This window comes from Paenibacillus sp. p3-SID867, assembly GCF_025142895.1.
Lineage (GTDB): Bacteria > Bacillota > Bacilli > Paenibacillales > Paenibacillaceae > Paenibacillus_AQ.
In genome coordinates this window covers 17,327-31,440 of record NZ_JAMBDM010000030.1, presented here as the reverse complement: position 1 = coordinate 31,440, position 14,114 = coordinate 17,327, and the positions used below count along the sequence as shown (strand labels likewise).

9 protein-coding genes and 1 other annotated feature are annotated in these 14,114 nt (G+C 52.4%); all 9 genes read right to left on the bottom strand.

Annotated elements, in window-relative coordinates; translation table 11 throughout:
- Window positions 1-11 precede the first annotated feature (11 nt).
- The 9 genes from M4D81_RS32290 to cobA all read right to left on the bottom strand — a co-directional run bounded on the left by M4D81_RS32290 (window position 12) and on the right by cobA (window position 14,110).
- Window positions 12-1,397, bottom strand: coding sequence for an SPOR domain-containing protein (locus tag M4D81_RS32290; RefSeq protein ID WP_260069378.1), 1,386 nt, complete (start codon window positions 1,395-1,397; stop codon window positions 12-14).
- A gap of 211 nt (window positions 1,398-1,608) precedes the next feature.
- On the bottom strand, window positions 1,609-2,985 hold the full coding sequence (gene murC / locus M4D81_RS32285; RefSeq protein WP_071223416.1) for a UDP-N-acetylmuramate--L-alanine ligase: 1,377 nt from the start codon (window positions 2,983-2,985) through the stop codon (window positions 1,609-1,611).
- 6 nt (window positions 2,986-2,991) lie between these two features.
- Window positions 2,992-4,395, bottom strand: a complete 1,404-nt coding sequence (locus M4D81_RS32280; protein WP_071223417.1) for a bifunctional folylpolyglutamate synthase/dihydrofolate synthase — start codon at window positions 4,393-4,395, stop codon at window positions 2,992-2,994.
- 8 nt (window positions 4,396-4,403) lie between these two features.
- Window positions 4,404-7,073, bottom strand: a complete 2,670-nt coding sequence (locus M4D81_RS32275; RefSeq protein ID WP_260069377.1) for a valine--tRNA ligase — start codon at window positions 7,071-7,073, stop codon at window positions 4,404-4,406.
- Window positions 7,074-7,184: 111 nt separating this feature from the next.
- Window positions 7,185-7,484, bottom strand: a binding site (T-box leader).
- Between the two features lie 253 nt (window positions 7,485-7,737).
- Window positions 7,738-9,099 carry a LysM peptidoglycan-binding domain-containing protein gene (locus tag M4D81_RS32270; protein ID WP_260069376.1) on the bottom strand — a complete coding sequence of 454 codons (1,362 nt, stop codon included), beginning with the start codon at window positions 9,097-9,099 and terminating at the stop codon, window positions 7,738-7,740.
- Window positions 9,100-9,262: 163 nt separating this feature from the next.
- Window positions 9,263-10,171: an RluA family pseudouridine synthase gene (locus tag M4D81_RS32265; RefSeq protein ID WP_260069375.1), complete on the bottom strand. Its 909-nt coding sequence runs from the start codon at window positions 10,169-10,171 to the stop codon at window positions 9,263-9,265.
- Entirely contained in the window at window positions 10,168-11,463 is a 1,296-nt protein-coding gene (gene hemL, locus M4D81_RS32260; protein WP_260069374.1) for a glutamate-1-semialdehyde 2,1-aminomutase, read from the bottom strand. Before hemL ends, M4D81_RS32265 begins: the two co-directional genes overlap by 4 nt.
- Window positions 11,464-11,499: 36 nt before the next feature.
- Window positions 11,500-12,498: a porphobilinogen synthase gene (gene hemB / locus M4D81_RS32255; protein ID WP_071223423.1), complete on the bottom strand. Its 999-nt coding sequence runs from the start codon at window positions 12,496-12,498 to the stop codon at window positions 11,500-11,502.
- A 55-nt stretch (window positions 12,499-12,553) separates the two neighbouring features.
- Window positions 12,554-14,110, bottom strand: coding sequence for a uroporphyrinogen-III C-methyltransferase (cobA, locus tag M4D81_RS32250; protein ID WP_260069373.1), 1,557 nt, complete (start codon window positions 14,108-14,110; stop codon window positions 12,554-12,556).
- Between the last annotated feature and the right edge of the window lie 4 nt (window positions 14,111-14,114).

Sequence of the window (14,114 nt, the reverse complement as noted above, 5' to 3'; positions counted from 1 at the left end):
TAAATTTGAATTTATAGGCCATCCAGGAGTTTCTTTTGGCCCATGACATAGTTCATCATGCCCGTTTGAATCTCCCACAAATGCCCCTTGGATTGATTTTTATTATATTCGGAGAGCGCTGTGATCGAACTGTTCATGGATTGCTCCATCGCTGGCAGCACTGCCCCGGTCTCCGGACCCAAGCCGGCGGACAGCAGCTTCATCGATTGGATCCATTGCTGGTGCAGATTTGTGATTGCAGTCATACTCTCTGACGCCACCGCGCCCGCCTCCTGCTGCCCCAGCAGCGATGCCGATAGCGTACTTAACTCCGATACCAGCTGCCCGCTTATTGTAAAATAGTCCGTCAGCGTCTGCTCCTCGCCCGCAAAGGCAGCCGACTCTTTATTAGGCAGTGCGATTTCCCTCACGTATAATTCGACTCCTTCGGCTTTAAGCTGATTGCTGAGCAGCTTGGCCTGCTCGCGATCTGGTGATACGCCCGCATAAACACGGTTCTCCTCATCCAAATCACCCCCGGCCGCAATACCGGACTGCAGCAGCTCCCCTTTCGCCTGCTCTGCCCGTTCCGGCGTGCTGAACACACCGTACTGAAGCAAATAGAAGATTTGACCCGGAATGCGTGCTGTCGATTCAGTTAACTCTGGTGCGAGTGATGCTCCCGTTCCCCCGGATGAATCAGCCGGTGCTTGGTTAACTGCATCATTGCTTTCAAGCTGCCCCGTTGCAGGATCCTCACCTGCATTACCGCCGTTAAACATGGACAACACCATATACCCAAACAGCAAACCCGTAACCACAGCCGCGGTCACGGATACGGCCATTTTCCAGAAGGAGGTAGGCTTGCGCGAGCGATAATAACCGTAATCATCGGCAGGTGACTCATATAGATCCTTCTCGGGCCCGAGATTCCAATTCGAATCGTTTGCGCCTGGGCCTACTCTTCCGGAATACGCGTCATCATGAAGATCGTTGAGATCCTCAACCTCACGCATATCGTCATATGTATCGGCAGGATCAAGCCCGTCACCGAACGACCCGTCCTCGACATGATCCATACGTCTTCTTTCCTCAGCTAATCGCCCCCTGGGCCGGGTATGACGCGATGTTCTCCAATCTTGTCCGTTCACATACCGAGTGTCCTCCTCCCGGAGCGGCGGGACGACGCGCAGATGATCATGCTGGATGCTGCTCCTATGTTCAAACGAATTGCCCGCATCGGTAAACCGATCAGTCGTTGTGTCAAACTCGTCGAATGCGAGATGACGGTCATCAACTTGATCATTGCGTCTTGCTGGAACTTTTTGATACGAATCCCGTTCCTCACGCATATGATCCTTGTAGCTGTCCTTCGGCGGATCGTGATCGAAACGAATCGTCATCCGTGCTTTATTCATATCCACACACCTCACTTGTCCTTCTACACCTAGCTATATGATCAAGCTTGGCAACTTATGAGTGTGCGAAAAACAAAACAACAGGCTGATCAAGAAAGTGTCTTGATCAGCCTGTATTCTACTTATCGATCCGCTGCTTTGCCTCCGTTCGCAGACAAAAGCCCATGCAATCCCCTCTGCAGCGAAGCGGCAAAGCATTCTTGCAGCCCATTTACTTCTTGCCTTTAATAGACTCCGCTAAAGCAGCGCCGACCTTCCAAATATCGCCCGCACCCATCGTCAGAACCAGATCGCCTTCTTTTACGCGACCTTTGAGATCGCTCAGGACATCTTCTTTGGTAGGCAAATAGCGGGCACCGGCATTGCTGTTCTGGACAATCAGCTCCACCAGCTTACCGGAACTGATACCCTCGATCTGCTTCTCGCCGGCGGGAGAATAAATATCGGTAATGATCACCTCGTCCGCTTCCCCGAATGCGCGGCTAAACGCATCCAGAAGGAAAAAGGTCCTCGAATACCGCTGCGGCTGAAATACGGCAATAATCCGTTTGCCGGTAGCTTTGGCGGCACTGATCGTAGCCTCGATCTCCGTCGGATGATGCGCATAGTCGTCAATCACGAGAATGCCTTCAGCTTCGCCCAGCACCTGGAAGCGGCGCTTAGCTCCGTTGAACTTGACGATGGCCTCTACAATCGCTTCGAACGAGATTCCCCCTTTCAAGCAGCAAATCACCGTAGCCATGGCGTTGTAGACATTGTGTTTACCCGGTACGGACAATTCCACGGTTCCCAGCTCCATGCCGTTATGAAGCATGGTGAAGCTGACGTGACGGTCGCCGAGCACCAGATTCGTTGCCGTATACTCTGCATCCGCGTGAATGCCGTATGTCGTCACATTGCATTTTAGGTCAGGCAAAATCGCCTGAATGTTGTTATCGTCCGCGCAAACCACGGCCGTACCGTCTGCCTTGATCTGGCTAAGGAATTGTACATATGCTGCCTTGAGACGATTGAAATCCCCTTCGTAATTCTCCAGGTGATCGGCCTCAATATTCAGAACAACGCCGAGCCAAGGGTGGTACTGAAGGAATGAACCGTCACTCTCGTCCGCTTCGGCCACCACGTGCTCGCCTTCACCGGCCTTGGCATTGGTGCCAACGTTCATGATTTCCCCGCCGATGATAAACGTCGGATCGACGCCGCATTCCTCCATTACGAGCGCAATCATCGATGAAGTGGTTGTCTTACCATGTGCACCCGCTACGGCGACCCCTTTGCGTTCGTTCAGAAGACGCGCCAGCATCTGCGCACGGTGAAGGACAGGAATGTTCAGCTTCTCTGCTTCGACCCGCTCCACGTTGTCTTGGGACAATGCCGTCGAGTAAACTACAAGGTCCGCGCCCTGGACTTGCTCGGCGGTATGTCCAATGTATATTTTGGCGCCTTTGGCCGCCAGCTTTTCTGTCAATTCTTGCGATGCCACGTCAGAACCCGTGACTTTATAACCCATCTCCAGCATAACTCTTGCAATGGCGCTCATCCCGTAGCCGCCAATTCCTATAAAATGAACATGTTCCGATGTATTCAACAGATATCACCAACCTTTTTCAGAATCGGAAAGGCCCAGGAGGTTGGAACGCACGTCGGCAATCAGGTACAACGTGCCCGACACCACCCCAAGATCCTCCGCTTCCGTCCGTGACTTCAACTCTTCAAGTGCGTTTTTCCAATTTGGTTCTATGATGATTTGCAGTGTATGTTTGGCGTATTTCTCCCTTACCTGCTCTACGATGTCACCAAGCGCCTTGGCGTCCAGTTTCTTCCGGAAATCCGGTTCAGTCAGGATAAGCGTATCCACTATTGGCAGTATATGCTGCAAATACGATTCATGATGCTTATTTGCCAGCATTCCCATCATTAAGTTCAGTTTCCGATACTTATAAATCTGCGGCAAGCTCTTGGCCAAGGTTTCAGCCCCTTCGGGGTTGTGCGCACCATCGAGAACAATCCGCGGGGAGGACTGCACTTGTTCCAGTCTTCCCGCCCAGAAAGTATCCTTAAACCCTCTGCGCAATTCTTCATCATCCACGATGAAAGCCATATACTGGCGAAGCACTTCCAGCGTCATCATCGCAAGCGCGGCATTGGCGCATTGGTGCTCACCCTGCATCGAGATGTCCAGATCCATGTTCCGGAACGGACCCTTAAAACGGAAAGTCTGGCTTTCTTCGTCCCCACGCAGCCGCTCATAGGAGAACTGTTCATCTACGAGATACAGACTTGTACGGTTTTTGACTACCGTTTGTTTCAGAATATCGACTGCCTCCGGCTGAGTTACCGTGCTCACCACAGGAACTCCAGGCTTGATAATGCCAGCCTTTTCCGTGGCGATCTCCTGAATGGTATCACCCAGGACGTCGGTATGGTCCATTCCGATATTCGTGATCACCGAAATGATGGGATGTACGATATTGGTCACGTCAAGGCGACCGCCAAGTCCCGTCTCCCATACCACCACGTCCGGATAAGATACCTCGGCGTAATACAGTATCGCAAGGGCGGTGGACACCTCAAACATGGTGGGCGATCCGAGCCCGGAGCCCGCAATTTCGGCTACAAGCGGTTCTAAGCGATTAGCGAGTTCAAGCAGCGTCTCTTCCGGTATGTCCTCGCCGTTATACTGAAACCGATTGGTAAACTTCGTAATATAGGGAGACGTGTAGGTGCCAACCGTGAATCCCCCTTGAAGCAGAACCTTTGTTAAAAAAGCGCATGTGGAGCCTTTCCCATTCGTTCCGGCCACGTGAATAAATTTTAACCGCCGCTCCGGATGGCCGAGCAGCTCCATCAATCGCTGAATTCTATCCATGCCCGGGCGGATTCCAAACGGAATCAGCCCGTTGATCCAAGCTACCGCTTCCTCATAGGTATGGAACGGAGCTGCCACTGCAGCTGCCGAATGATCAACCATCGTTCTCACCTTCTGGTCCAGATTCATTTTGCCCTTTAGCCTCTCAGTTCTTCGATGCGCGCAATCACTTTATTGCGTTTGTCCGAGTAATCCGCAAGCTTCGCCCGTTCTTCTTCAATCACCTTTTCAGGTGCTTTCGATACGAAACCAGGATTGTTCAGCTTCTTCTCCACACGCTCGACTTCGCTGTTCAAGTGCTGAATTTCCTTTTCCAGACGCGTGATCTCCTGAGCGATATCGATCAACCCGGCAAGCGGCAGATACATTTCAACACCTGTTACCACGGCGGTCATCGCCTTATCCGGCGCCTCAAGCGCAAGGGAGGATTGATACTCCGACGTGTTGCAGAAGCGGCGAATATAATCCGCATTGCGATCGATGATGCCAGCAATTTGCTCGCTTACCGGCTTCAACTGGAGTTCTACTTTTTTGCTCATCGGTACGTTTACTTCCGCCCGGATGTTACGTACAGCACGGATGACATCCATCAGCAGGTTCATTTCGGTAACGGCTTCCGCATTCTCAAATGCCTCATCATAGGTCGGCCATGAAGCCAACATCACCGTCTCGCCTTCATGCGGCAAATGCTGCCAGATCTCTTCGGAAATGAACGGCATGAACGGGTGGATCAAGCGCATCGTGCGGTCCAGCACATAGGCAAGCACCGACTGCGTCTTTTTCTTGGCCGCTTGATCCTCGCCGTACAGGGACAGCTTAGCAAATTCAATATACCAGTCACACAGATCATCCCAGATGAAATTGTAGAGCAGTCGACCGGTTTCGCCAAATTCGTAGGCATCAATTAGACGCGTAATGTCTCGGGAAGTTTCGTTCAGACGATGCAAAATCCAACGGTCGGCCGTTCCCAGCTCTCCGGAAATGTCGATATCCGCCGCCGTGAAGCCCTCCAGATTCATGAGCGCAAAACGTGACGCATTCCAGATCTTGTTCGCGAAGTTACGCGCTTGTTCCACACGTTCCCAGCGGAATCGAAGATCCTGACCCGGCGTACTGCCGGTCGATATCATATAACGCATGGCATCTGCGCCATACTGTTCAATAACCTCGAGCGGATCGATACCATTGCCGAGCGACTTGGACATCTTGCGGCCTTCGCTATCCCGAACCAGACCATGGATAAGCGTATCTTTGAACGGCATTTGATCCGTAAATTCAAGCCCTTGGAAAATCATCCGCGAAACCCAGAACGGAATAATATCATAACCCGTTACGAGAACGCTTGTCGGATAATAACGTTTGAAATCCTCACTGTCCAGATTCGGCCAGCCCATGGTCGAGAACGGCCACAATGCCGAGCTGAACCAGGTATCCAGCACATCCTCATCCTGTCTCAGATCGTCCTTGCCAAGCTTCGCGCGCGCTTCCTCTTCATTCATGGCAACAACCACTTCGCCCGTGGATTCGGAATACCAGGCCGGAATCCGGTGGCCCCACCACAATTGACGGGAGATGCACCAATCGCGCACATTCTCCATCCAATGCAGGTAGGTTCTCTCGAACCGGTCAGGCACGAAATTTACGCCCTTGCCGGATTTCTGCGCAGTAACGGCTGCTTCCGCAAGCGGCTGCATCTTAACGAACCACTGCGTCGACAGATACGGCTCGACAACGGCGCCGGATCTTTCGCTATGGCCAACCTGATGAACATGATCTTCGATACGAAGCAGCACGCCCGATTCCTTCATGTCGCTTACGATCTGCTTGCGGCATTCTGCTCGGTCAAGCCCCTGGTACTTGCCGGCAAATTCATTCATCGTCCCGGATTCATCCATCACGGTGATTTGTGGCAGATCATGTCTCAGACCCATTTCGAAGTCATTCGGATCATGGGCCGGCGTAATTTTAACCGCTCCGCTGCCGAAATCCTTCTCCACGTACTCATCGGCAATAACCGGAATTTCTCGGCCGACAATAGGCAGGACCAATGTCTTGCCGATCATGTCTTTATAGCGCTCATCTTCCGGATGAACGGCTACCGCCGTATCACCCAGCATGGTCTCCGGACGGGTGGTTGCTACGGTAATGGAGCCGCTGCCGTCTTTCAGCGGGTATTGCAAGTGGTACAAATGGCCGTTGACCTCTTTGTACTCCACTTCGATATCGGACAAAGCCGTGCGAGCAGCCGGGTCCCAGTTGATAATGCGTTTGCCGCGATATATAAGCCCCTTATCATAGAGCTTGACGAATACTTCCCGAACCGCTTCTGACAACCCCTCATCGAGCGTGAAACGCTCTCTGGAGTAATCGAGAGACAGGCCGATCTTGGACCATTGGTCACGGATCGTATTCGCATACAGATCCTTCCATTCCCACACTTTCTCCAGAAATTTTTCACGTCCCAGATCGTAGCGGGTAACGCCTTCTTCGCGAAGCTTCTGCTCAACCTTGGTTTGCGTGGCGATGCCTGCATGGTCAGAGCCCGGCAACCACAACGCATCAAAACCCTGCATCCGCTTTACGCGAATCAGGATATCCTGCAGCGTAAAATCAAGGGCATGGCCGATGTGAAGCATTCCCGTAACGTTTGGTGGAGGAATAACAATCGTATACGGCTCCGCGTCCGGTCGTTTGCCAGCTTCAAAGAAGCCGCCTTCCTTCCAGTACGGATACCATTTTTGTTCGGCTGCCTTCGGATCATACGTCGTCGGCATGTCTAACTGGGATTGGTTTAGTTTTTGATCCATATTTTCGTACCTCCGATACTGTTAATCAGTTTTGCCAACCCGTAATGTTTTAGCCTCTGGGCGTGGACATGGATATCCATGTTTGCGTGAAACAAAAAAAGCCTTTCGTCCTCAAAGGACGAAAGACTGTTCTCTCGCGGTACCACCTTTGTTTCGTGCTTATAATCAATCATGAATCGTATCCTCCCATGAAGAACGTGAAAGGCAAACGATCAAGCACGACACTTTACGCAGATAACGGCTGCGGCCGGCGAACTCTAACCAGGGTAGCGATCGATCCCTACTCTATCTCAAGTCCGCAACTCCGGGGCGACTTCGGCAAGCTGGTTCCTGCGGAATCTCACAGCGCTTGATAGCAATTCCGCTCTCTGAAGGCCATACCTTCCTACTCTTCCCGTTCAACGTTGTTCTAGCTTTAGGAATACCTGTACATATACTATTCAAATATACCGTGGTTGTTGCATATAGTCAATATTTTGAGTGTTTCCGAACGATTTAGACATCATACCTGTCGATCCAAAATAATTCTAATACATTGTAATAAAGAAGCCCCGGCTCGTCCGATTCCCCTCTTCTTCTAATCTATTCCCGGCCATACACAAAAACAGGCCAAGGATATCCTACCTTGACCTGCTTGTTCTAACGCGATCGCTTCCTCCGCTGATTACTGGGGAATGTATAATACCTGGCCTTCTTCCACATTCTGCTCGGACATGCGGTTATATAACAAAAGCTCTCGCGGCGTCAGTTGATAACGCTCGGCAATCACGTCGAGTGTCTCCTCACGCTGCACAATGCACATCCGGACCTTGCGGAAAGGCGTTTCCTCATGGCGGTTACCCAGGAACAGACTCTTCCACTCCACGTCCTCGGCCGTTGCGGAGTCAACCAATTCCTCCGTCTCTTCTTCCTCGTCCCGAGCGGCTTGATCCTGATCCTGAACCGTTCTGCTCGATTGAAGCAACGAAGAGAAGCCTACGCCCGATGCGCTGGTTGTGCTGCTGTTCTTCGTGTTGAAGGCCACCTTTAACTCGGGCTTGGTCGGAACCTCTTCGGCTTTAATGGAAACCTCTTCCGTTATATCATCCATATCCTCCGAAGGGAATTCTTCCTCAGCGAAAACAGGCTGCACTTCCTCCGTTTCCGGTGATTCCAGTACCGGAACGGCATCCACTTCTTCACCCTTACGCTCAATGACACCAGGGAAACTGGCTGCTGAATCTTCTTGCTCCGGCTCGGGCTGGACCGCAGCCCGTTCGAATTGCCATACACTTGGAATCGACGACTCAGCTGCCTGAGCTTCCGTCTCATTATGTAAGGCATATTCGACCGTATCCCGGACTTCAGACGGTTTAGAAATGCTAATGGTGCTGTCTGCTGAGTCCTGTGAATCCCGTGTTTGGTTCTCATACTGCGCCCAGGATGCCAGATACTGCTGTGTGCGCGCATCCGTCCCGGACTCTTGAGCTCTGGTCTGAGCCTCGTTGAAGTAAGAAGGCGAAGTCGAGTTAGCGTCTGGATGAGTTCCGCTGCCATGAAGCTGGTCGTACGGGTTGGCTGCGAACTGCTGCTCCCCGTTCGAATACAAATCAGTCGCTTCAGGAGCATGTACCACTGTGAATTCCTCATTGGCCCATACTTGGTCGCGGGCTCCCGGAGCCGCCGCCTGAATTCCTTTGAGCGACAGAACCCCTGTAATGTTCAAGCTGCGTTTGGATAACAAATCCACGTCAAAATTCTCGATCTCGACCGCGATGTCATCCAATGATGATACCCGGTTCATCGGTACCGTGATTTCAACCGGGATCCAGTGTTCGAGCGGCTCCGTCTCTCCTGCTTCGGTGTCACCTTTATACAGGCCTGCAAGAAGCAGATGACCCCGAAGCGTAGCCTGGTCCTGCTGACTGATTACCTGAATATGCGGGATCAACTCCGCCTCTTCCAATTCTTCGATTCCCGGCAAATCTTCCGTTAAATTAATACGCTCGTAAATATCGAACCGCAATCCGTAGGACTGGTCAAACACGGGAATGTCCTCCTTTTTGGCATATACTATCCGTGATCTGTTATCACGGCATGAGCCTAAGTTTTGCCACTCAATTTATCTATATGCCGAAAATAGGAGAGCATGACTTTTTTGCGAATTGTGCTTGAAACTTACAGGTTCATTCAGGATCTTGCAAATTTTCTTACCGGTCCGATGTCTCTATGATTCGTTCTCTTAACTCCAACATATCCAGAGGCCAGGGTGCATTCACCTCAATATCCTCGCCCGAGAAAGGATGAGTAAATAGCAGACGTTCGCCATGCAGCGCTTGGCGCGGAAACGCCCCTGATCCTCCGTATAAGGAATCTCCCAGAAGCGGGTGTCCCATATGACTTAGATGCACCCGGATCTGATGCGTCCGGCCGGTTTCCAGTCGAATTTGCAGCAGGCTGGCTTTCGGATACACCTCGGATGATCGAATATGCGTGATTGCAGCCTGCCCGGTTAATGAAACTCTCCGACGGCTTGAATGATAGCGGTCTTTGCCTATCGGCAGATCGATTCTCTTCAGATCCTGAGAGACCCTCCCCTGAACGATAGCCGCGTATATCCGGACGATCTTCTTCTCCCGCATGTCCTCGTCAAGCTTTAGCTGCGCATATTCATTCTTGGCGTACAGCACGGGACCTGTTGTATCCTTATCCAGCCGATGAATATGCCGGACTGCCGTATGGATGCCTTCGGCTTCGTAATATGCGGCAACCACATGATTCAGGGTCGTCTCGCGGCTCTCGTTGTCCGGATGGACCGCCATACCGGCCGGTTTGTTAGCGACCAGGCAGAAATCATCCTCATACAATACATCAAGCTCCTGCCATCTCGGTTCGATGCCGTAATCCCGGTAAGGAAAAAGGACCAGCCGAAGCCGATCCCCTCTCCATTGTATCCCCTGTTCATGACGAAGCTTACGATACAGCTTCTCGGGCATACCGACCGTTTCCATAAGCCACTTGGCAGCCGCTTCGTTCCGATCCGGCAGACTCAATAGCGCCTTGCCCGGCGTTATCTCCAGCCATTCGCCGCGTTTGCTCCAATTCCCCCCGTAACTCATAGGCTTTTGAAGGCGATGTAGTTGGCTTCAATGGTAGCATCGATATCTTCTACCGTATGAGCGCCCGAGATAAACATGCCCTCGAACTGGGAAGGAGGTACGCTGACTCCCTCTTGGACCATCGCTGCAAAATAACGGCGGAAACGATCCAGATCACTAGTCTTGGCCGTATCGAAATTGACGACCGGCATATTCGTGAAGAAAGGACATACCATGGAGCCGATCCGGTTAATCGTAAGCGGGATACCGAATTCCTGAGCGTTACGCTCAAATCCTGCCTGAAGGCGGGCTCCCCGCTCCTCGAGCTGTTCATAGACGGCAGGCGTCAGCAGGTTCAGGGTCGTGTAACCAGCCGCCATGGCGAGCGGATTACCGCTTAACGTTCCTGCTTGATAGATCGGTCCTGCCGGGGCAATCTGATCCATCAGCTCACGCTTGCCTCCATAGGCACCGACTGGCAGACCGCCGCCAATCACCTTGCCCAAGCATGTCAAATCCGGTGTAACGCCATAACGTCCTTGCGCACAGTTCAGATCAACGCGGAATCCCGTCATCACCTCGTCAAAAATAAGCACGCTGCCATAATCAGAAGTGACCTTGCGAAGACCTTCCAGGAATCCCGGCTGCGGAGGGACCACGCCCATATTGCCTGCCACGGGCTCAACAATAACGGCTGCAATCTCTTCGCCGAACCGCTCAAAGGCAAGCTGTACCGATTCCAGATCGTTATAAGGAACCGCAATGGTGTTGGAAGCAACGCTTTCAGGCACACCCGGGCTATCAGGAAGTCCAAGCGTTGCGATGCCCGATCCCGCTTTGATCAGAAGACTGTCGGCGTGGCCATGATAGGAGCCCTCGAATTTAATGATTTTGCTGCGTCCTGTATAACCGCGCGCTAGACGGATAGCACTCATGGTTGCTTCCGTACCGGAATTCACCATCCGCACGACCTCGATCGACGGCACGCGTTCACAGACGAGCTTCGCCATCTTCGTTTCTAATAGGGTTGGAGCACCGAAGCTGGTCCCCTTGGCAGCTGTCTCCTGAAGCGCTTCAACAACCTCAGGATGCGCGTGACCCATAATCAGCGGCCCCCAGGAACCGACATAATCGATAAAGCTGTTGCCATCGATATCATATACCCGGCTGCCTTCTCCGCGATCGATATAAATCGGAGTTAGTCCAACAGACTTAAACGCACGTACCGGGCTGTTAACACCGCCGGGAATATATAACTTCGCTTCTTCAAAAGCAGAACGCGACAAATCTTCTTTTCGCAAATCTTGGCTCATCGTATGCACTCCTAACTCTTTCATCGTTAATGGTTACTAGCTGCGCATCCAGCGTGCTGCGTCCTTCGAGAAATACGTAATGATAATGTCCGCGCCGGCACGCTTCATCCCGGTCAGCAGCTCCATCACAATCGCCTGCTCACTGATCCATCCCTGCTGAGCAGCCGCTTTAATCATGGAATACTCACCACTCACGTTGTATGCAACAATCGGCAGATCAAACTGGTCTCTCAGCAATCGGACAACATCAAGGTAGGCCATAGCCGGTTTCACCATCAGCATATCGGCGCCTTCCAGCACGTCCGTCTCCGCCTCGCGAAGCGCCTCTCTTACATTAGCCGGATCCATCTGATATGTTTTGCGGTCGCCGAATTGCGGAGCGGAATCGGCAGCCTCACGGAAGGGTCCGTAAAAGGCTGAAGCGTACTTAACGGAGTAAGACATGATCGGCACGTTATAAAATCCGGCTTCATCAAGACCAGAGCGAATGGCTTGGACAAAACCGTCCATCATATTCGAAGGTGCAATTATGTCGGCTCCAGCTTTGGCCTGGGAAACCGCTGTACGAACGAGCAGTTCCAGCGACTCGTCGTTTAATACATCGCCGCAGGTGTGGCCGTCACGCTCAAAGGTATGCACCATACCGCAGTGGCCGTGGTCGGTAAATTCGCACAGACACGTATCAGCAATCACCAAAAGATCGGGATGCCACGACTTGATGAGACGGGTAGCCTCTTGGACTATCCCGTCATCCGCAAAACCGGATGTGCCCACGCTGTCTTTCGTCTCGGGAATTCCGAACAGGAGCACAGCAGGAATGCCTAGACTTACGATTTCGTCTACTTCCTCTTGTAAGGTATCAAGCGAAAAATGATAGACGCCTGGCATGGAGGAAATCTCCGATTTCACACCACTGCCATAGGTCACGAAGATCGGCTGAACCAGATCCTCCGTATGAAGCACGGTCTCGCGGACCATGCTGCGAATGCCGGCATTTTGACGCAGCCGACGATGGCGTACGATTGGAAAACTCATGACGTATACCTCCAAATGATGTAATTTCGTTCACGTATATAAGAGATTATCGATATTATGGCGCAACACGGCGTGGATCGTTCTCGTTCCAAATGCACAAGGCCTTAACCAGACTGTCGACCGTCGCTTCCTCAGCAAGGAGGGATACGTGCAGTCCGGCTTCTTCAGCCGTCTGCGCGGTTAATGGTCCGATGCAAGCAATCGTCGAGCCTTTCAACAGTTCGACTGGATCTTCCACGCCCATCCCCTTCAGCACCTTCAGCAGATTGGTAACCGTAGAAGAACTGGTGAACGTAACGGCGTGAATGCCTCCATCTTCAAGCAGCTTCAGCAGCTCATCATCGTCCTCGCCGCACAGCACGTTCTCATAGATCACGGCTTCCGTCACGTGCAATCCCATTTCCGTCAGCTTCTCCGGCAGCCACTTGCGTGCCAGATCGCCGCGAGGCAGCAGCACGCGCTGACCGGGCTGGAGCTCTGAACCGTAAGCATCGATAAGGCCTTCCGCCTGGTAACGCTCCTTGATAACTTCAGCCACGACACCGTATTTTCCAAGAGCATGGGCTGTCGCGGGGCCAACCGCGACGATGCGGGCCGAGGCTAAGGCGCGAATATCGCGACCATTCTCCTTCAGGTGGCGGAAAAAGAATTCGACTCCGTTCACGCTGGTGAAAAATACCCAGTCATACGTACTCAGCTTGTCCAGTGCTTGTTGAATTCCGGCAAGCCTCTCGCTCTTCGAAGGCATGACGGTTTCGATGACGGGAAACTCATAAGGCTCTCCGCCCAGCTCTTCGATTTGGGATACCAATGCACTGGCCTGGCTTCGCGTCCTTGTGACCAGTATTCTTTTGCCGAAGAGGGGCAGCCGTTCCGCCCACTTCAGGTGCTCCCGCTGAAGCACCACCTGTCCAACAACGATGACAGCAGGAGGCTGAAAATCCGCTGCTTTGACTCTGTCCTCGATGTCCGCCAGTGTCCCCGTCAGCGTATCCTGCTCTGCCCGGGTTCCCCATCTGATAAGTGCCACCGGGGTTTCCGGCGGTCGGCCGTGCTTGATCAGCTGACGACTGATATAACCGATCTTCGCCACACCCATCATAAAAATCAAAGTTCCCGTTGCATTGGTAACCTTGTCCCATTGAATCATTCGGTCCAGCTTTTCGGGACTTTCGTGGCCGGTAATTATCGATAAAGACGAAGCATGGTCACGATGCGTCACCGGAATCCCTGCATAAGCCGGAACACTGATCGCCGAGGTGATCCCCGGCACAATCTCGTACATGATGCCATGACGGTATAACAGCTCCGCTTCTTCACCCACTCTTCCGAAGATCGTCGGATCGCCGCCCTTTAAACGGACAACCATTTTACCTTCCAGAGCATAATCAACCAGCAGCTGATTGATCTGCTCCTGTTTCATCGTATGCCGATCCGGAAGCTTGCCTACATAGACCTTCTCCGCTCCGGGTTTCATCCATCTTAGCAGCCGAGGACTAGCCAATCGGTCATACACCACGACATCCGCTTTTTCAATGCATTCCTTGCCTTTAATCGTGATCAGGCGTGCATCGCCCGGTCCTGCTCCCACCAGATAAACCTTGCCTGCCATACCC

What these genes read in the sequence shown, in the direction of transcription:
- M4D81_RS32290 (WP_260069378.1), bottom strand. Translation starts at nt 1,397, where the DNA reads ATGAATAAAGCACGGATGACGATTCGTTTCGATCACGATCCGCCGAAG.
- M4D81_RS32280 (WP_071223417.1), bottom strand. Translation starts at nt 4,395, where the DNA reads ATGAATCTGGACCAGAAGGTGAGAACGATGGTTGATCATTCGGCAGCT.
- M4D81_RS32275 (WP_260069377.1), bottom strand. Translation starts at nt 7,073, where the DNA reads ATGGATCAAAAACTAAACCAATCCCAGTTAGACATGCCGACGACGTAT.
- M4D81_RS32265 (WP_260069375.1), bottom strand. Translation starts at nt 10,171, where the DNA reads ATGAGTTACGGGGGGAATTGGAGCAAACGCGGCGAATGGCTGGAGATA.
- hemL (WP_260069374.1), bottom strand. Translation starts at nt 11,463, where the DNA reads ATGAGCCAAGATTTGCGAAAAGAAGATTTGTCGCGTTCTGCTTTTGAA.
- hemB (WP_071223423.1), bottom strand. Translation starts at nt 12,498, where the DNA reads ATGAGTTTTCCAATCGTACGCCATCGTCGGCTGCGTCAAAATGCCGGC.
- cobA (WP_260069373.1), bottom strand. Translation starts at nt 14,110, where the DNA reads ATGGCAGGCAAGGTTTATCTGGTGGGAGCAGGACCGGGCGATGCACGC.